Origin of the sequence: Parvimonas parva (assembly GCF_016552165.1) — a bacterium.
Classification (GTDB): domain Bacteria; phylum Bacillota; class Clostridia; order Tissierellales; family Peptoniphilaceae; genus Parvimonas; species Parvimonas parva.
Map to the genome: position 1 here is coordinate 21047 of NZ_JACVDA010000001.1, position 20493 is coordinate 41539.

Annotated in this window: 12 protein-coding genes; 2 read left to right on the plus strand and 10 right to left on the minus strand. The window is 29.1% G+C overall.

Translation table 11 applies throughout. From position 1 onward, the window contains the following. Positions 1–96: 96 nt before the first annotated feature. From IBJ83_RS00100 to IBJ83_RS00110, 3 genes are read right to left on the minus strand one after another with little or no spacing between them, the layout of a single operon-like run. The gene (locus IBJ83_RS00100) at positions 97–990 is read right to left on the minus strand and encodes a DMT family transporter (RefSeq protein WP_201274851.1); all 894 of its coding nucleotides are present in this window, start codon (positions 988–990) and stop codon (positions 97–99) included. Further along, positions 980–2152 (minus strand): tRNA uracil 4-sulfurtransferase ThiI, encoded by a 1173-nt coding sequence (thiI, locus tag IBJ83_RS00105; RefSeq protein ID WP_201274852.1) that lies wholly within the window; start codon positions 2150–2152, stop codon positions 980–982. The genes IBJ83_RS00100 and thiI overlap by 11 nt, the downstream gene beginning before the upstream one ends. After that, a complete protein-coding gene (locus tag IBJ83_RS00110; RefSeq protein ID WP_201274853.1) occupies positions 2152–3288 on the minus strand; it encodes a cysteine desulfurase family protein in 1137 nt (378 codons plus the stop codon). Before IBJ83_RS00110 ends, thiI begins: the two co-directional genes overlap by 1 nt. A gap of 288 nt (positions 3289–3576) precedes the next feature. Here IBJ83_RS00110 and IBJ83_RS00115 point away from each other — a divergent pair, with 288 nt between their 5' ends. Continuing rightward, positions 3577–4026 (plus strand): hypothetical protein, encoded by a 450-nt coding sequence (locus IBJ83_RS00115; RefSeq protein ID WP_201274854.1) that lies wholly within the window; start codon positions 3577–3579, stop codon positions 4024–4026. 466 nt (positions 4027–4492) lie between these two features. Here the strand turns inward: IBJ83_RS00115 and IBJ83_RS00120 are convergent, their stop codons facing one another. From IBJ83_RS00120 to IBJ83_RS00130, 3 genes are all read right to left on the minus strand, one after another. Then, positions 4493–4669, minus strand: coding sequence for a hypothetical protein (locus tag IBJ83_RS00120; RefSeq protein WP_201274855.1), 177 nt, complete (start codon positions 4667–4669; stop codon positions 4493–4495). Between the two features lie 139 nt (positions 4670–4808). Next, positions 4809–8123, minus strand: coding sequence for a leucine-rich repeat domain-containing protein (locus IBJ83_RS00125; protein ID WP_201274856.1), 3315 nt, complete (start codon positions 8121–8123; stop codon positions 4809–4811). Between the two features lie 178 nt (positions 8124–8301). Next, complete coding sequence (locus IBJ83_RS00130) at positions 8302–13212, minus strand: S8 family serine peptidase (protein ID WP_201274857.1); 4911 nt, start codon at positions 13210–13212, stop codon at positions 8302–8304. Positions 13213–13642: 430 nt separating this feature from the next. On the opposite strand from IBJ83_RS00130, the gene IBJ83_RS00135 reads away from it, so the two are divergent. Further along, a complete protein-coding gene (locus IBJ83_RS00135) occupies positions 13643–15493 on the plus strand; it encodes an SHIRT domain-containing protein (protein WP_201274858.1) in 1851 nt (616 codons plus the stop codon). Positions 15494–15601: 108 nt separating this feature from the next. Here IBJ83_RS00135 and IBJ83_RS00140 read toward each other — a convergent pair whose 3' ends face one another. The 4 genes from IBJ83_RS00140 to IBJ83_RS00155 form a co-directional block, all read right to left on the minus strand. Continuing rightward, positions 15602–16648, minus strand: a complete 1047-nt coding sequence (locus IBJ83_RS00140; protein ID WP_201274859.1) for a Fic family protein — start codon at positions 16646–16648, stop codon at positions 15602–15604. 688 nt (positions 16649–17336) lie between these two features. Continuing rightward, the gene (locus IBJ83_RS00145) at positions 17337–17930 is read right to left on the minus strand and encodes an AbiV family abortive infection protein (RefSeq protein ID WP_201274860.1); all 594 of its coding nucleotides are present in this window, start codon (positions 17928–17930) and stop codon (positions 17337–17339) included. 412 nt (positions 17931–18342) lie between these two features. Further along, positions 18343–19056, minus strand: a complete 714-nt coding sequence (locus IBJ83_RS00150) for a restriction endonuclease subunit S (protein WP_201274861.1) — start codon at positions 19054–19056, stop codon at positions 18343–18345. 58 nt (positions 19057–19114) lie between these two features. Continuing rightward, positions 19115–20464, minus strand: a complete 1350-nt coding sequence (locus IBJ83_RS00155) for a restriction endonuclease subunit S (RefSeq protein WP_201274862.1) — start codon at positions 20462–20464, stop codon at positions 19115–19117. Positions 20465–20493 lie beyond the last annotated feature (29 nt).

The window sequence follows — 20493 nt, forward strand, 5'->3', positions numbered from 1 at the left end:
GAATTTACTAAAACTTTCGGTAGAAAAATATATTACAAAAGGGGTCGAAAAGACCCCTTTTTGAGTATAAAATTAAATTATTCACTAGATTTCCTATTACTTTCCTCTCATTCCTAATTTCAAGATGAAAACTGTTGATATTATAAATGCAAAGCCGACAAAGTCGATTAATTGTAATTTTAAATTCAAAAGCACCACGCTAAATAAAATTGCAGACAACGGCTCGCAGGTATTTAAAAGACTTGCATTTATCGGGCCTATGAGATTAACTCCGCTCATATAAAGGAAAAATGAAATTACCGTTCCAATTACCACAAGTCCTAAAAATGCCATTATTGTTAAAAAATCCAATTCAACAGCAATATTCCACGGTCTTAAAATCAAACTCAAAAAAACTCCACCAAAAAACATTGCATAACTTAAAACAGAAAAGCAATTATGTTTTTTTAGTAGCACAACCGGTGTTAAGCTGTAAGTTACAAGTCCAACTCCTCCAAGAAGTCCCCAAAACAAAGCATTCGGATTTATGGAAAGACTGTTGATATTCCCACGTGTTGCAACTAAAAACGTTCCGATTAATGCAAAAACTAGGGAAATACTTTCAACCTTGCTTGGAAATCTTAAATTTCTTATACAAACATAGATAACCAAATAAGACACTCCCAAATATTGCAAAACTGTTGCAGTTCCTGCATTTGAATAGGAAATTGCCATAAGATAAGTAAATTGGGCTCCGACAAGCCCTGATATTCCAAAATTTATAAGTCGTAAAATGTCTTTTTTATCTTTTAAAGGCTCAAAAGTTTTTTTACCGACGACAAAAAGTGAAATTACAAATAAAATCACAGATGCCGTTAAAAGTCTTACCGGAGCAACCCAAAGTGGAGAAATTTTTTTAACAGAAAACAAATAATCTCCACAAAATCCAGAAAATCCCCAACAAATCGCCCCTAAAATCGTATATAAAAAACCTTTCGTATTATTGTTCATTTATTTCATACACTTTCTTATTTGCCAATGCTTCATCAATAAGTTTATCAACTTCTAAAAGAGATAAACTGTTATTTATATCTTCAATCTTTGGTTTTGTTACCGGATGTTTTGGTAAAAACACAGTACAGCAATCCTCAAAAGGCAAGATGCTTGTTTCGTAAGTGTCTATCGTTCTTGCAATATCAATGATTTCAGTTTTATCCATTGCAATTAAAGGTCTTAAAATTGATATTTCAGTAGATTTATCCACAACTGTAATTCCTTGAATAGTTTGACTTGCAACCTGTCCAAGACTTTCTCCTGTAATCAAAGCGTGATAATTTTGTTTTATCGCAAGTTTTTCAGCTATCTTCATCATAAAAATTCTACCTAAAATTGTAATTTCCTTTTCAGGACATTTACTTGCAATCTCTTTTTGAATAGGTAAAAGATTTATGCTTGTCATTGAAAATTTCCCAACATAATTTGAAAGAATTTTTGCAAGGTCCTTAACCTTTTCTTCGCCTCTTTCACTTGTGAACGGATAAGAATGGAAGTGTATCGCGCCGATTTCCATACCTCTTTTTCCCATAACAAAACCTGCAACGGGACTGTCGATACCTCCTGAAAGAAGTAGAAGTCCCCTACCACTTGAGCCGATTGGAAGTCCACCAAAACCTCTATATCTCTTAACATAGACATAAGCATATTCCTTAACATCAACATAAACAGGCATTTGTGGATTATGAACGTCAACCTTTAAAATATTGCCAAAATTTTTAAGAATTACACCACCAAGTTCTCTTGAAAGTTCCGGAGATTTTGGAGTAAATTTCTTATCAACTCTATTTACGAAAACCTTAAAAGTTTTTTCCTCACATATTTTTAAATCACCTATTAAAGTCTTTGTTGCCTCTTTTATACTCTCTACATTTTTTTCACAACGTAAAACTTCACAAATATAAAAAATCCCAAAAACTTTTTTTATTTGCTCAATCATTTCATCAAAAAGCTCTCTATCAGCCTTGATATAGACTTTTCCCTGCTCCTTGTAAAATTCTTCAACTTCAAAATCCGCTATCGCCTTTTTTATCTTTCTTATAATTCTATTTTCAAAATCTTTTCTATTATCGCCCTTTAAAGTAAGCTCTCCGAAGCTTACGCTAATTAAATAATCCATTATCTTCCCCTTCTCATAATCATTCTAATTTCATCAATATATTTTTTAAGTTTTTCTATAAAAATTTTAATTTCTTCCTCCGTATTGAACTCCGAAAGAGAAATCCTTACAACTCCGTCATTATATTTATTATCAAGACCTATTCCATCAAAAGTTCTACTCTTTTTACCCTTGCTACAAGCAGAGCCTGTTGAAATATAAATCTTTTCGCTTTCCAAGAAATGTAAAAGCACCTCACTTCTAATATTTTCAAAAGCTACCGTTACAATATTTGGAACGCCATTTTCATTAGTCAAAAATTTGTGATTTTCGATTTCTGAAATACCCCCTATTAAAAGTTCTCTTAGATGATGCAAATATTCTTTTCTTTTTTCAAGATTTTCATACATAAATTCAGTCGCAACCTTTAAACCCATTATACCCGCTACATTTTCAGTACCTGAGCGAAAGTCCTTTTCTTGACCTCCACCCAAAACAAAAGGTCTTAAATTTATATTTTTATTTACAAAAATTGCACCAATTCCCTTTTGAGCATGAATTTTATGCCCACTCAAAGTTAAAATATCAATCTTTGATTTTCTAACATCAATATTAACCTTACCAAAGGCCTGGGCAGAATCGACATGAAAAATACATTTCTTATTTTTTTCCTTAATCGCCTTTCCAATGCCTTCAACATCTTGAATAACCCCAAGTTCATTATGAACATAAGCAATTGAAACAATTTCTGTATTCTCGTCAACAAGATTTTTTACACTTTGAATATCGATATAGCCCCTATCATCAAGCTTTAAAGTCCTAATCTCTTTTTTCTCTTTTAAAGACTTAAACACATTATAAACAGAAGAATGTTCAATATCTGTTGAAACAATATTCTTTCCCTTTGCACTTGAAATCGAGCCAAAAATTGCAGTATTATTACCCTCTGTCGCACAAGAATTGAAAAAAATTTCCTCACTCTTTGCATTTATGTACTTCGCAATTACTTCCCTACAAGAATTTATATCCCTCGAAACAGAATAACCGAAATCATAAAGAGATGACGGATTCCCATAATTTTCTTTTAAATATTTTACCATAATATCTATAACTTCATCGCGAACTTTCGTAGTCGCGGCATTATCTAAATAAATCATAACAACTCCTTAAAAACATACTTCTTCTTATATTATTGTAATATAAATCCGTAAAATAAGCAATGAGTTACAAGATAAATTTATTCAATTAAAATAGTTGTTTTTTTCCTACATTTATGATATAATTTAGTTATAGTTAACAATAGGAAAAAGTCCTTTAGTATCTTTGAATTAATATATTAGGAGCTTAATATGAAATTAAGTATTAGCAGGTATAAAAATGGAGATCGGTATTTTTCAAATTTACAAATTTTAATTTATATGTTAGTTTAGAAAAGGAGTAAAATTATGAAAAAGAAAATCTCAACATTATTAATAACAAGTTTATGTTTAGGAATAGTTGTTCCTAGTTTAAAAACTAATGCAACAGAAACAAATGAAAACAAAAACGTAGTGTTAAGAGCATACGAAAATTGGGAAGATGGAGATATTGATGATGGAAGTTTTAGTAGTATAGGCTCATCTTCTGTACTTGCTGGAATTATTTCTGGAATAGTTCTTGGTGGCCCTGTTGGAGTTGCAGTTGGTGCTATAATCAGTGTTTTTGGATTAAATGCTCCCGTTACTTGTTACTATCGAAGAATTACTCAATATAAAATAAAAAACGGAAAGATGTATCGTAGATATAAAACAACTTTTTATAAAGATTCTGGACACTATGAATATATTTGTGGTCCTTTATATTCAGAAGAATTTGAAATTCATAATGGATATAGTGAAATTTATGATGAACAATAAATAAAAATAGTTAAAGGAATAAAAAATGAAAAGAATTAGTACAGGAGATTTATACAAATCATTTTTAGTTGTATTGTTTTCTGGTTTTATAATTGCGTTTTTACATTTACTAAATGTGAATAAATTTTATATTACTATTATAGCTGTAACTTGTATTTGTATAAGTTCCTACTTAGTATTTTTTACCAAAATAGGGAAATTTAAAATATTTAGAAATAAATCTTTTGAAAAATACTATGAAAATTATAGTATATCCGGAAGGCTCTTGATTTTAGGGATTATATTTTTCTTTGTATATATCAAAAATACCAATGGATTTTCTCTATTAGGAGTAATTTTTATACTGATAGGTTTAATCTTTCCTTATTTTTCAAGAAAAAATTGGGATAAATAATAGCGTGGTGCCCACCAACCTTGTTGTTTCACAATAACAATAGACTGAGTTAAACTCAGTCTATTTTTATTACTAGTCAACTAATACACTATTATAATCAAATGTGTATTCTACATTGTTGATTTTTATTGTCTTGTCTTGAACGATTATTCCGCCTTTTTCAGCATAATACCATTTTTCTTTAACAAAAACCCATTCATCATCCCTAGCATTAGTCAATCTATCCCTAACTTGTTTTCTTGCAAACATAGTAGGTCTAACACAAAGATTGTCCAAAACTTTGATTTTGTTACAATCGACTGTACGATATTCAAGAATTGTACTCTACTTCGCTTAAGCCAATTCCCCCACAAAAAAAGTGGCTACATCGTAACCACTTTTTCAAAAACTATTTATTTGTTCTTTTTTTGTTAACAACTAATGCTATTCCTAGTGATGCAACCGCAACGGCAATTAACCCTAAAACATTTGTATCAATATTTGTTTTCTTAAGTTTATCTTGTTCTCCGGAATCTTTTCCACCATCTTGTGGTTTTCCACCATCTTGTGATTTTCCGCCGTCTTGTGGTTTTCCACCGTCTTGTGATTTTCCACCATCTTGTGGTTTTCCATCATCTTGTGGTTTTCCACCGTTTTGGTCATTGTCCTCAGGTTTTTTATCGTCTTCCGTTTTCTTAGATTCTTCTTTCCCATAAGAAACTGCATATTCTGAAAAATGTTTTGTTTTAAACATTACATTCTTATCATCTTGAGTAAATTCAATATTTTCAAGAGTACCTTTATCATTTACATAATAAACTGCTTTTGCAGTCTTTCCTGTAGCTTTTACTATTGAAACATTGTATTCACCTTGAGGAACATTAACCTTATTTCCATTTTTATCAACAAAGTAAATGTCGTATAAATCAACATCTAGGTCTTTTAATTTTTCAACTTTATTCTTATCTTTTAATTCAGCTTTTAAAGTCCAATCTTCCTTTAATTCTGAGCCTGAAACTCTAACTGTAACTTTTTTACCCGTTTTATCAGTTATGTTTGCTTTTTTAATTTTACTATAATCCTGGCAAGCATCTTTTATCGCATTATAAATACCTTCTCTGTGATATTTTGCTTTTTCAACATTTACTATATTTCCAACTGTATCAACTGTTTTAGATAAAATATCTTTATAACCAATACCCTCATAATCACTTAGAGTGTCGATAGCAAGCAAGTGATAACCTGCGTTGTCCTCATCTACATTTTCAATAGCAATACCATGTTCAGACTTTTGTCCTTCACCAATTGTATAACTCATATCTAAAACATATAGAATTTTTCCATCCTTATCAAAATAAACATTTACTCCAATCCAATAAGAAGGAATAGGAAGTGGACTTTTCAATAAATGTTTCCCTTGAACCATAGTACAAGAAGAAATTTCTCCCGTATTATTTACAAGATCAGTTAAAAGTTTAAGTTCTTTTTCTAATCTTTTTACTTTCCTTTGTGTTAATGCACTATTTGCATAATTTTTTTGTGCATAATCTATTTTATCTTGAAGTAATTTATTTTTTTCTTTATCAGTTGATTTTGAAATACTTTCTTTTGCTTTTTTTACTAAAACATCAATATTTGATCTGTCAATCAAAAAGTTAGTTTCAAAAACAAATTTAAGCATCTCACCTTCTCTTAACTTTTCTTTAGCTAAAAGATTTTCACCTTCTTTTTTAATTTCTAAGAATAATTTTTTAGTTTCATCTTGTAAATTATCCAAATTTATTTTTCCAAGTTTTTCCAAAGTTTTATTTAATTCACTTTTATCTGTTGCCAACTCATCTAAATTTACTACAAAATTTTCTCCATCAGGAATTTTATTTGTATTTTTGTCTGAAAGTTTAATAATAACTTTCTTTAAAGTATCATCCCCAACATTTTCACTAAAAGCATTAAATGCAATTCTCTTTATACTATTTGGAATTTCTATTTTTTTGATTTCATTTTTTCTAAAAGATTCCTCTCTTATTTCCTCAATACTATTAGGAAAAGTAATATTATTTATTAAATTTCCAGCAAAAGCCTGAACTCCAATAACTTTTAAATTTGGAAGAGTTGACAAATCTAAATTTTCAATAGCATTACCTAAAAATGCCATTTCTCCAATTTCTGTAAGTTTATCAGACATTGAAAAAAAATTTTTAACTTTATTTTCTCTAAAAGCGGAAAAGCCAATTTTTTCAACATTTGAAGGTAAAAATACCGTATCAATATTATTTATATGAAAGGCTGCATCGTCAATGACTTTTAAATTATCATTCAAACTTAACATTTCTATCTTGTTATTCATAAATGCGCCTTTTCCGATATAAACTAAACTCTCATTATCTTGAACATCAAGTTCTGTTAAATTATTTGATTGGAAAGCAAAATCTCCTATTTTTTCTATATGAGTTGGAAGTTTAACACTTTCCAAATCATATTTTCTTAAACTTTCATTTCCAAAATCTACATTTCTAAAAGCATCTTTTTCAATCTCAGTAATTTTTACACCATTATTTTCTGTTGGAATTTCTAATTTTTTATTTCTTCTAACCTTTATTTTACCTCTTTGTGAAAAACCTTTAACAGCATTTCCTTCTTTATTGTATTCAAAATCTTTATTTTCCCAAATATTATAATTCATATCAAGTTTTTGCACTTTTTTATCATCACTTGGATCAACATAAAAAGAAGCTCCTGATAAATTATGTTTATTATTTTTTCCCTTAGTCCAAAGAGTAACAATATAACCATAATTTTCATCACCATAGTTACTATTAAAAGCATCTGTTGCTATCTTTTCTATACTATCAGGAATATTTATTGTTTCAATTTTATTATCTTCAAAAACTTTTTCGCCTATTATCTTTATCTTTTCACCCATAAATTCAACATTAGAAATAGAATTACCTTTAAAAGTTCTTTCTCCCAAATTTTCCAAATTTGCAGGTAAAATCAATTTTCCGGATATCGTACTATCCATAAAAGCAGAATCTCCTAAAGACTTCAAACCCTTAGGCAACTCTAAAGCACCTGAAATAGCAATATGAGCAAAAGCATAATCACTTATTCTTTCAATAGTTGATGCAATTTTAAGACTTGATAAATTTTTATTGTAAACAAAAGCATCTTGTCCAATGAATTTATAACCTTCAGGAATAACAACTGACTTTAATAATGTATCATTAAAACTATAACCTAAATTTTTAATTTCGTAGCCGTCAACATCTTTACTTGACTTTTTTCCTCCCTCTTCCTCTCTATCTAAATAGTTAGGAATCTCTTCATTTTTCTTAGGATAAAACGCAAAACTTGAAATTTTTGTAATTTTTACACCATCTTTTTCACTTGGTAAAACAAGATTTCCGTCTAACTTTAATTTTTCAAGTCCTAGCTTTGAAAAACCGTAAATAGTATCATTCTCGATAACAAAGTCTTTAACACCCCATTTTTTAGACTCTGCATTTTCCTTAGTTTCAACTTTTCCTCCACCTAAATTTTCATTAGGCTTTTCCTTTCCCTTATCTTTTTTTTCTTTATGATCATCCTCTCCAAACAAATCAGAAATTTCATCATATCCTTTATCTCTATTGTTCTCTTGAGCTAAACTTTTAAAAGTAAAATTTGGAACAATTAAAGAAATAACGAAAACTAAAGCCACAAATTTTTTAAAAAATTTTTTCATAAATCCTCCTAATTAATAACGCTAACCATAATGATAAATCATTTGATAAGAAATGTCAATATCTATTAACTTTATAAAAATATTATTAAGGAAAAATTTAAAATCCTAAATTGCAAGAATAAATCAGCCACATTAGCCCACAAAAAAAGTGGCTACATCGTAACCACTTTTTCAAAAACTATTTATTTGTTCTTTTTTTGTTAACAACTAATGCTATTGCTAGTGATGCAACTGCTAATACAACAAAACTTAAAACATTTGTATCAACATTTGTTTTCTTAAGTTTATCTTGTTCTCCGGAATCTTTTCCACCGTCTTGTGGTTTTCCATCATCTTGTGATTTTCCACCGTCTTGTGGTTTTCCGCCATCTTGGTCAGCGTTTTGTCCTGAATTTCCATTATCTTGTGGTTTTCCACCATTTTGGTCAGCATTTTGTCCTGAATTTCCATTATCTTGTGGTTTTCCACCATCTTGTGGTTTTCCACCTTGTTGGTCATTGTCCTCAGGTTTTTTATCGTCTTCTGGTTTCTTAGATTCTTCTTTTCCATAAGAAATTGCATAGTCTGAAAAATGTTTTGTTGTAAACATTACATTCTTATCATCTTGAGTCATTGTTCCTTTTAGGCTTTCAAGTTCGCCTTTTTCATTTACATAGAAAATATCGTCAGCTGTTTTTCCTTTAGTCTTAGCGATTGAAACTTTGTATTCTCCTTTTGGAACTGTAACTTTTTTTCCCATTTTATCAACAAAGTAAATGTCATATAAATCAACATCTAGGTCTTTTAATTTTTCAACTTTATTCTTATCTTTTAATTCAGCTTTTAAAGTCCAATCTTCACTCACATGATATCCTGAAACTGAAACTTTTTTAGTTTTATCAGTTAATTTTACTGCTTTTTTAATTTTAACAATTTCTCTAACTTTATCATTTGAAACTGTAATTTCAAAAGCATCTCTGTCAACTGCATATCCTTCTGGAACTTCCACTTTGACATTATACTTTCCATTTACAACATCAACATAGAACACTTTTTTATTAAACTTACTTTGTTCAAGTTTAACTTCTTCTTTTGAATCAGCATTTACCAAAGTAACCTTAACACCTTCAGGTAATTCATCTAATCCTTCAAATCCAATATTTACAACATCTTTAATCATTTCTTGAGCTTTGAAAATTACTCTCTTAGGTTTATTCTCTTCAACTGTAAATTTAATTGAAGTTGTTTCAAATTTTAAAATATCATCCATTGTTGTTAATTCAACAGTGTATTCTCCAACAGGTAGAACAGTCATAATATCTCTATGGAAATTAATTCCTTTTAGATTTCCTTGGTCAACTGCAGGTGATTCATATAATTTTGTATATTTCTTTATACTATCACTTTCAAGAACTTTTCCGTCTTTATCTTTGATTACATATGATGCGCCGGGTCCCATATAGTTATCTGGATAGTTATTAATTTGTAATCTGATATTAACTTCTCCATATCCTTTTTCTATTACTTCTTCTTTTTGTCTTGTTTCAAATACGACTTCAGCAATTTTTCCTTGTTCAACTGTTACATTTTTTGTATTTTCTTTTAGTGGCTCATAAACATTAGGTATTTCGGAAATAGAAATTTGATGAGTTCCTGGAGAAATATTAACTAATTCATTAATATAACTAAAATTACCCATTTCATACCATGCTTTACCCTCAACATTTATACCAACTTTTTCTCTCCAATTAATTTCAATTGGGAACATATTTAATTTTTCTGAACCTTCTATATGTTTTCCTTCAAAATCTTTGTAATTTGTTACTCTAAAAATTGGCTTAATATTTGCACCAAAATCTTGTGGAACAAATTGTGGATCAACATATTCTGAACCGTCTAAATTAAGAGATGCCATATTTCCGGCATAGTCAAATGTATGAATATAAATATTCTTATGGTCAATTCCGTTTGGAACTTCAAAATTACCATCAGCATTTGATTCTATCCAGCACATTTTTCCATCTGAATCAATATATCTCAAGACAGTTTCTTCAACACCACTTAAATTATCTGTAATTTCAGGTTTGTAGATATTTCCTTCTACTTTTGGTGTTGCAATCTTTGGAGCAGTAACATCAAGCTTAACTTCAAATTCTAATTTTTGGTCAGTCATAGCCTGGCCACCAACTTCAGAATTTGCCATAACAACATATTTATATTTTCCTTCAGGAAGTGGTTTATTATTAACCATTCCGTTCCAGTAAGTTGCCTCTATGAAAGTAGATTTTGGAACTTTTGGATTGTAGTTATTGCTGTTCTTTGCTCCATATCCTGAGCCATTTTTGTAAACTAATTCATTATTTTCATTAAATACTTCAACTCTAACATATTGTGAATTTCTAAAGAATACACCTTTGAACATAGCGAAGTCTTTGTTATTATCTCCATTTGGAGAAATTGCTAAATTATCTTTTGAAAATTCAAAATTTCTAACATTGAATCCTAGAGGAATTTCCCCCATATTTCCAACAAAATTATACATTTGTCTGTTATTATCTTCCCATTGTTTTGCTCTTGCAAATGGATTGTTTTCGACAGTTATAAGTGAAGTAAAGTTTCCGGTAAATACATTTTCTTGCATTGTATAAATTGGTAATTCTTTGTTTTTAATGTTAAAATCATAAACCGGTTTTTCCCAAAGAGGTACATTTGCCCATTTTCCTTTGAATCCACTAAATGGAATACTGATTTCTTTTCCTCCGTCTTTTGCGTCATTGAAGAATACAAAGCCTTCTAAGAAATATCCTTTTGGCATCTCTTTAATTAATTGAGCATCAAAACTACTTGCATCAACAGTGATTGTTACATTTACAGTTTCTCCACCTTTAACAGTAATTTCTTTTCCTTCAATTGTATCTAAAGTCTTTGTCTTTAAAGCAAATCTTCCATTTTCAGTAGCATCTGTACCTAAAACAGTTTTATATTTTAAAGTTTTTGTTTCTTTTCCAATATTTACAACTTTTAAATTAATATCAAATTTACTATCAACGTCATGTAACCAAACTTTCGGATTATCTTTGCTATCAACAACATAAATTTCACTACTTGTTGCTTTTTCAACATTTATAGCACCAGCACCTTGTTTTCTAGGAGAAACATAATTTTCAGTTCCTTTTTCCTTAACAGGATCAGCTGTACTCATCATCATAGCTTTTAAAATATCATACTCTTTTTCTCCGGTAATTTCAGGATGTCTTTTATTCAAACTTTCTCTTACAAGAGTAACAGCACCTGCAACATGAGGAGTTGCCATTGAAGTACCATTCATAGACATATAGTTATTATTATTTATTGAAGAATAAATAAGTCCGCCCGGAGCAGTTATATCCGGTTTAAAAGTACCGTCAGATGCCCAACCATAAGATGAGAAATCTGTTAATTCTCCACCTTTTGCATAAGGTACGACAGTTAATTGTCTTACAAATTTAACTTTTTTATTTATATTAGTTTTTAACAATTCTCCGGATTTATTTCCAACAAATACAGAAGGAATTTTAACTTGAGGTCTTTGTTGTCCAAAATCCATAAGCATAATATCGTCTCCACCTTGCTCGTGGTTATATATTATAACACCCTTAGCGCCATGTTTTTCAGCTAAAATGATTTTATCTGCAAAACTTTTAACCCCTCTTTTTACAACAACTATCTTATCTTTAACTTCTTTATTAGCATAGTCAGATTCTTCATTTCCAAGACCAACTTCAACCATATCATAAGTTTGTTCAGCTTGTCCCGGTGCAATGAAATCTTTATTTTCATCTAAATCACCTTTATCATCAACACCTTTGATGAAATCTGCTGTTCTAATTAAACCGTCAACACCTTCAATAGTGATTGTTCTAATTCTTTCAACAGTTGTATTCATAGCTGCAACGGCTAAAGAATCTTTTGCAACTGCAGGACTTCCAACAGTACCATAGTCAGGATTTGTTACAGGAGGCTTTTCAGTAAATGCACCGAAATGTCCGTCATTACCTGCCGCAATAGCAACGATAACTCCCATTTTTCTTGCAAACGAAATTGCTTTATCCATTGCCTTACCAACAGATGCAATTGAACCGTTAGCAGCTCCTAAACTCAAGTTAATACTATCTGCACCAAGTTTTACAGAGTCTTCAACAGCCTTTGCATACATATGTGAAAAAGTAGTTTCTCCTTGGAACACACCCATAAAAATAAGTTGTGCCTCAGGAGCTGTTCCTATAATTCTTTCTTTTTTACTATTTCCATTTTCATCATTAAATTCCTTTTCTTCTTTAGGATTACCAACAGAAATACCTGAAACATGCATACCATGAGAATCTTCTTTAATAGTTTCCTTTACATTTGTTCCGTTTGTATTGTAATTGTGTGCATAAACAACCTTATCATTTCTCCAACTACCATAATTAATACCAACTTCTTGCATTTTCTTTTCCATAGAATCTTTAGTTGGATATTTTCCTTTTGAAACATCAGTAACTCTTAAAATTTCATGGTCAACATCAAGACCCGTATCTAAAACAGCTACAACTCTACCTTGACCATTGTATTTTTTTCTAAGCTCATCAGTAACTTTCATCAAATTGTTTGAATCAATACTTCTTTTTCTTCTCTTAGGTCCAAATTCTTGACTGCTCTCTTTAACAGTAGGTTTTGAAAATTCATTTGAAATTTCAACTGATTCAACTAGAGCCATTTTTTCAATAGCTTTAATATTTTTTACCTTAGTCTTTAAAGCAATACCGGCGAATAATAAATCGTATTCATAAAGAGTTTCATAGCTTATATCAGCCTTTTTTAACTCTGCTTTAAAAGAATCCAGTAATACTTTTGATTTAGATTCCCTTGATTTTTTTCCTTCAGGCGTACTCAAACTAGCAAAATCTACATTTGAATCATCCTTTAAAACAACTATGTAAGACTTTTCAGCATTTTCATCCGGAACATACTTACTTTCTGTTTTACCAATTTTTGTGCCTATATTAACATTTTCATTTGCAAAAACAGCAGATGTACTACTTAACAATAATGAAAATGCTAATAACAGCGTCAAAAACCTTTTCTTCATAGAAAAATCCCCCTTAAAATAAAAATAATTAATTATGTTAATCCTAACACTTTAACAGTATAACATATTTAATTACTTTTGTATATACCATTTAAAGCATTTTTGTAAGAAATTATCAAACTACTAATATTTCTAAATTGCAAGAATAAAAAGTTGAACAAATAGCAAAAGAACTTAAAATTTCAAACTATGAATGTAAAAAATTATATAGCGTAGAACAAACTTTTAAAATACAAACACTTTGTGATTGTATATAACTATGTTATAAAGTTGAAGAAAATATAAAAACAAAACAAAACAAAACAAAGAAATATAGAATTTGAATTAGAACTTTTAATATCAAAAACGATAATTGGATAATTAAATTTATAAAATCTCTTGACAAATATATATATATAATATATTATATCTTATACATAAGGAGGAAATAATGAAAAAATTTAAAAGTTCACTAATGCTTATACCTTTAATTTTGACAACTGTAGCTAGTAGTAGTAACGCAAAAGAAATAAAAGAAAATAATATAGTTTTAAAAGATACAGTTAAAGATGAAAAAATAAATAAAAATAATGAAATAACTTGGGAAAAAGACGACTTTTTTACAACAAATAATGGAAAAACTTTAGGTGGAAGAGTTGAGATTCAAACACCACAAGGAACAGAAAATGTTACTCGTTATGCTCTAACAGATAAAGGAAAAGAAAAACTAAAAAAAAATCATCATGTAGTTATTCCAGAAGGAATAGAAATCATAGATTCTGTCGCTTTTAAGAGACCTGATCAAACGCCAGATGATGAATATATAGAGAGCGTAACTTTTCCAAGCACTCTTAAAAAAATAGGTTATGGAGCTTTTTTCTCTCAAAAAATAAAAGGAACTTTAGAAATTCCAGAGGGAGTTACTGAAATTTCTCCTGTTGCTTTTTCAAGCAATCAAATAGAAAAAGTAATACTTCCTTCTACTTTAGTTAATAATGGCTGGCATGGTATTTCTAATAGAGCTTTTCAAAATAATAAAATTAGAGAAGTTGTCTTAAACGCAAACTTTAAAAATGTAAAATTTCAAATAGATAAAAATGATAAGAATTATATGTCTGCAGGTCCTTTTGATAACCAAAATCTTGGTGAAATAACTGCTTCTGTTGGAAGTGAATTTAAAATGCCTTTTGTTATAAATCAAATTGGAGAAAGTGATATTCAAAGCATAGGTGGTTTTATGATAAATGGCAAACCTACTAGAATAGAAGATTGTGATTTTCTAACTAAAAAAGATGGTAAATATATAGTTACAAAAGCCGGTAAATATCAAGCACAATTTATATTTTACGATTCACATGGGAACCATCTACAATTTGGAAAAACACGCCCCGTTGCAACTATAAATTTTACTTATAACATAGTGCAAAATAACACAGTAACATTTACAGATGGTGATAAAGTTATTAAAAAAGTAGAAGTTGAAAATGGAAAAAGTATAGATAGTGATAATATAACAGAAGATAAAGGTCAAATGCCAAACAATCCAGCTAAAGAAGGATATACTTTTAAAGGCTGGAATACAAAAAAAGATGGAACAGGACAAGATTTTACAAAAAATACAAAAGTAACACAAGATATTATAGTATATGCAATTTATGATAAAAATACTTATGATGAAAATACTTATAAAGTAAATTATAAATTCAAATCAGAAGATGAAAAAAATTTGCCACAAGAAATTTTAAATTTATTACCAAAAGATGAAAACGAATATAAAAAAGGAACAAAAATAATACCAAAAGAGCCAAAAGAAAAAGAAATAAAAGTAAAAGATGAAAAATGGACATTTCTTGGATATAATAAAAAAGAACAAACAATAGAAGATAAAGATATAACTTTTACGGGTACATGGAAATGTACTAAAATAAAACCTATAAGTGTCTTAAATCACGCACCAGAGCTTGTTGTAATGGATAAAGAAATAACTGTTGGAGAAAATTTAGATCTTAAAGACTTAATAATAAAAGCAACAGACAAAGAAGATGGAGATTTAAAAGATAAAGTTAAAATACTAGATGATGGAGGATTTAACAAAGATAAAGTAGGAGTTTATAAAATTACATTTAAAGTAACAGATAAAGAAGGATTAAGTGTTAAAAAAATTTCCACAGTAAAAGTTGTAGAAAAAAAGATAAAAAATAAAAAAGAAAAATTACCAAAAACATCTATTTCTACATTTGGAGTATCTTTAACAGCTTTAAGTTTACTTGGATCTATAGTTTCTAAAAAGAAAAAAAGATAATTTAAAAACACCTACCGTCTATAAAAGGTAGGTCTTCATAGTGCAGACAAAGCATTAGTTTTGTCTGCACTATGAAAGCAACTGTTTCCGTTGATTTTCAACTTTTTACTATTTTAATCTTATATATTTTGTAGCTCTGCCTATTCCCTCTCTTTGGATTTCTCCTTCATCTACTAATTTTCTTAAAGAGCCCTCGATAGAACTTAAACTTAGAGTTGGGCAAAGCTCTCTAATATCTTGCTTTGTAAATCTTCCGATTTTCTGTGAAATTGCTTTTCTTACAAGCTCTATTGCAGGAAGCTTTTCTTCCACAATAGAAAATCTATCTTCAAATTCCTTATATCCTGCAAGAATTATACCTAATAAATATTTCATAAATAGAAAAATATCCTCATTTTCTTCATGCCAATTTAATCCTGATTTTTGAAGTGCTTCATAATAAGCTGATTTATCCTTTGCAATCAAAGCCTCTAAAGATATATATTTACCTACACAAAAACCGCTTCTATAAAGTAAAAGGGTTGTAAGTAATCTGCTCAATCTGCCATTTCCATCATTAAATGGATGAATACATAAAAAATCGTGAATAAAAATTGGAATAGCAATAAGCGGATCTATATTGAAATTTCCAATAACCTTATTGTACTCATTACATATATTTTCCAAAGCTTCAGGTGTTTCAAAAGGTGAAAGAGGTGTGAATAAAATTTCTGACTCTCCATTTGAATAATTTATAGTAATGTAATTTTGAATATTCTTAGTCTTTCCTGCAAGTGGATTATCCATATATTTAAACATTATTTTATGCATTTGCAAAATATAATTCTTTGAAATTGAAATGACATCAAAATTTTCATGAATAATATTAAGAACATCTCTATACCCAGCAATCTCCTGTTCATTTCTATTTCTTGGAGTCGTCTTTTCTTCAACTAACTTTTTAAGTCTTGCACTTGTCGTAACAATTCCCTCAATCTCATTTGAAGCCTCTGTACTTTGCATCTTTGCAATTTCAATAAGCTTATTTAATTCTTCAGGTCTTTGCTTTAAATACAATTCCTGTTTTCCTTGATACTTATAAATTGAAGCTACTAAAGATAGAATTTCAGAATCCCATTTTTTATCTTTAATTTTGGAATAATTAAAATTTCTCATTGAATTTCTCCTTAAAATAATTTTATCCCTTAAAATATATCATATTTTAAGGGATAAATCAATATTTAAGGGCAAAATTTTTATAAAAATTAATATACAATTTTTGAAGCTTATTAACTTTTAACGTCTAGCTATTAAACGAAGACTATTCTCTTATACGTCATCTCGACTGTAACGAAGCGAAGCTGAGTGTAATGAATCTAGCCCTAACTTAGATTATTTACTTGTAAATAATCTAAGTTAGGGCTAGATTCGCTTCGTTTCGCTTTGTTCAACTCCGGTCGAGATGACGTGTTGGGGGAGCCTTTATTCGCATAGTATTATGACGTGAAATATTTATTTAAAATCAACTATCTTCCCCCAAATAAAAAATCAACAGATTTCCGTTGATTTTTTATTTGATTACATACTCATTCGTTTGCACGATTATTTCCTATAAATAAATATATTGACATTTTGAAATATATTGGCATTTTGATACTTGCAAGTAGTGTATTTTTTCAAGTATCTTTTTTTAAGTTCTTATATTTTCGCACTATCCCTTAAATTTTAAATAATAATAGCTGCATGTTATTATTAATACTTACAGATACCAAATTGTCTAGAAATTCAAGTGGATTGATAAATCTACAAACTGATATTTTTATTTTTGTCATTAACTAATAAAAATCTATATGTGCAACAGAATTTATAATTTAGCAATATTTTCGAAAAGTATATCTGTTTTCTTTGACTCTTCCATGGAATAAGATGTATATCCTACTAGATTGTCATTAAATGATTCAATTGCAAATAAAAGCATATTTCTCGAAAATTCTTGGGAAATAGTATCTTGTGGTATTATTATATCATTATTCTCTCTATCACAATAAATAGCTTTTTCTCTCAATTCTTTTAATTTGCCAGAATAAGCTAATTCAAATATTTTTTCAAATTTCTCAATTGAAATTCCTTTATTAATTCTATCAGACATACTAATTGTATAGTTAGCTCCTACAATCTGTTTAGACTTATGGTCTCTAAGTTTATCTTTTTTTATAAAAGAATCTGAAGGTTTGATATAAATTCCCATGTGAACTTTACCAACTTCCTCAATAATAGCAATAGATAAAAAAGCAGAACTCGTAAATGAATTGTTTTTGTATAGAATGTATGAATCTGAAATCAAATTTGAAATATGCTTAATACATTTATTTAATTCTTCAGTTGTATCAATAAAAAAATTACTATTGCCCTCAACTATTGCTTTCACTTTTTCAATAGAAGTTTTTTTATCTGGCATTTACATTTTACCTCCATAAAGTCTTTTTTTAGAATTTTTTTATTTCTTATCTATATTAGAAAACTACCTTCTGTTATTGAGTAATTCTAAGGTGCTAAAGCTAACATATGTGAAAATTTTTCCAATAAGTAAGATGTGCTTCTTTAATCAAAGTAGGAGAATACTCGTCACCAGAATACTCTTCTTTCTTTTCCTTTGAATCTTTGATTAATCCTTTAAACGAATTTTTAAAATAACCTATAATTTTCTCCTTTGTAATTTATTAAAAACTTATAAGAAGTATATCACAATAATTGTGTAGATTCAATGGTTTTTGATATTAAAATAAATTACTCATTTTCAATTATTTTATTATCTGTCTATACAAATTTTTTATAAAAAAAGAGATAACATTACTGCTATCTCTTTAATTTTATTTAGAGTTTAAATAGTAAAGAGCTTTTTCTTCTCCACATTCAATCGCCATTTCTACCGACTTAACTGCTTTTTCCAAAATAGATTTACTTTCACTCCTTAAAGTTTCACTCTCTATTAATAGCTTGCTTATTTGCTCCTGTTTTTTCTTTTCGACAATCGGGATGATTACATTTTCTATTTCGCTCTTTTTCCAATGGTTAATGATTGAACCCCCAGCATCCTTTTCTGCTTGCATTTTGACAGCTACAGAATTTAGAACTAACGTCAGATAATCAGGTAGCACTCTCTTATCCTTAACATTGAGGTGTAGTATGGCAGATGATGTGATAATATCCTCGTCTTTATTCATCTTGTAGGCTATGCCGACAGTTCCATCTTTTGATAAAAGTATTGTGTCTTTCTTTGGTCTAATACAAGTTTTAAATTCATTCTCTGATAGATAAATACTCGTATCTGTTAAACCGAATTTCGTTAAGTCCTGTACTCTTATAAATGGTATTCCTTTTGTCTGATATCTTTCACTTCCAGGCTCAACTGACTTTTTGATTATAACAAGATTATATAACTTATCACAGTTGTTATATGATAGTTTTTTAAATAACCTGTCATATTTTTCTTGATAATATTCGCTATCCAATCTCCCGCTAATGCCAAATGTATCCTTAAGATTTTTAACAGTATAATTTACAGATTTCAAACCATCAAACAAACCGATTTCTTCATAAAGCCTGAATATCGCATGGTTAATATAGTAGCTTGCTTGCTCATTATAGTAGGCAATTAGTGTCTGTCTGTCTGTCTGTCTGTCTGTCTGTCTGTCTGTCTGTCTGTCTGTCTAAGAAATTATATGCCGTCTCTTCATCTTTGTCAATAGCTATTTCAACACTTTTTGTAGAAATTTCAAGTAATTCTTTTGCTTTCTTAGAATACTCCATACTCTGTTTGATATAACTTGCAATTTCATCTTGAACATTAGATTTTATAATCGGAATAGGTAAAGATAAAATATCTTCATCCGTTATTACAGGGTAACTTGTTCCAACATTAAATTTTAGCAACCAATCCGAATAAATAGGTGTTCTCAACAATGTTTTTAAAGTTTCTACCCTATAATCTGACTCTTTCTTCTCTCTTAAAACAGCAAATGCTCCGCTCACAACTAAATTACTATAATCTTCCTCTATTATAGATATTGCCCCTCGATTAGGTCGTACTTTAGATACTAACAAATCTCCTTTTTGGGGCAATATCTTTGCATTTGCTGGTAAATCTTTTTCATCTATTAATTTTGGACTAATTTTACCATCACTTACATTAACATCTCCAATTTCTACATAATTATAACTACCCAATCCATTTTTCATTTTTTCTTTAATTAACCCAAATTCATTGCTTATTGTAGTATGTTTATTTAGCTTTATTTTCTGTAAATATTCGTCATACTTAGGCTGATAATACTCACTATCCAGTCTGCCGGTCTTAAGGAAACTCTCCTTTAGAGTTTTAATAGATATTTTTTCATTTGACGGATTGAAATTCTCAAGTCCCAGTTCGGAAAGGAGAAGTTTTTCGGCTGAATAGTACAAGCCTTTGGATTTCTTTTCTTTGTTACTCGCACTAATTAAAAATTCTTTGAGTCTATTCTGCAATTTCATACTCAATATTGGAATTTGCATTTCTTTTACTTCTTCAGGGTTTACATTAGTTTGGTTTATTGATTGTCTTGCTCTTCGTTTTATATCCAATACTCCATATTTGCAATTTAAAAAAATATTTAAATACTCTGGTAAAATTATATTATCATTTGTATTAAATCTAACCAGATAAGAAGCAAAAACATAATCTCTATCATCTAATTCATTTTTATAATAAATTCCAGTTCTTCCAACCCATTCAAAAGAATTTGTTCTATTAAATAAAACATCACCGTCTTTCAATATAAACTTTTTAGCCTCTTTAAGAGCTATATCAGCATATTTATCCACTTCTAAATCACAAAGTAAATTATGAATCTCATTCATTCTATAAATAGGATATCCAATTCCTTCTTCATTCATTGCAATTGAAATTCCATATTGAGATTTTGTTAATATATCACCAATTTTTTTGTAGTCCAAGTGCTGATTATAATAAATTTTTGTAGTCC

Excerpts from the sequence above, each read along its gene's own strand:
- IBJ83_RS00100 (WP_201274851.1), bottom strand. The coding sequence starts at position 990 with ATGAACAATAATACGAAAGGTTTTTTATATACGATTTTAGGGGCGATT.
- thiI (WP_201274852.1), bottom strand. The coding sequence starts at position 2,152 with ATGGATTATTTAATTAGCGTAAGCTTCGGAGAGCTTACTTTAAAGGGC.
- IBJ83_RS00115 (WP_201274854.1), top strand. The coding sequence starts at position 3,577 with ATGAAAAAGAAAATCTCAACATTATTAATAACAAGTTTATGTTTAGGA.
- IBJ83_RS00130 (WP_201274857.1), bottom strand. The coding sequence starts at position 13,212 with ATGAAGAAAAGGTTTTTGACGCTGTTATTAGCATTTTCATTATTGTTA.
- IBJ83_RS00125 (WP_201274856.1), bottom strand. The coding sequence starts at position 8,123 with ATGAAAAAATTTTTTAAAAAATTTGTGGCTTTAGTTTTCGTTATTTCT.
- IBJ83_RS00145 (WP_201274860.1), bottom strand. The coding sequence starts at position 17,930 with ATGCCAGATAAAAAAACTTCTATTGAAAAAGTGAAAGCAATAGTTGAG.
- IBJ83_RS00140 (WP_201274859.1), bottom strand. The coding sequence starts at position 16,648 with ATGAGAAATTTTAATTATTCCAAAATTAAAGATAAAAAATGGGATTCT.
- IBJ83_RS00110 (WP_201274853.1), bottom strand. The coding sequence starts at position 3,288 with ATGATTTATTTAGATAATGCCGCGACTACGAAAGTTCGCGATGAAGTT.
- IBJ83_RS00135 (WP_201274858.1), top strand. The coding sequence starts at position 13,643 with ATGAAAAAATTTAAAAGTTCACTAATGCTTATACCTTTAATTTTGACA.
- IBJ83_RS00120 (WP_201274855.1), bottom strand. The coding sequence starts at position 4,669 with ATGTTTGCAAGAAAACAAGTTAGGGATAGATTGACTAATGCTAGGGAT.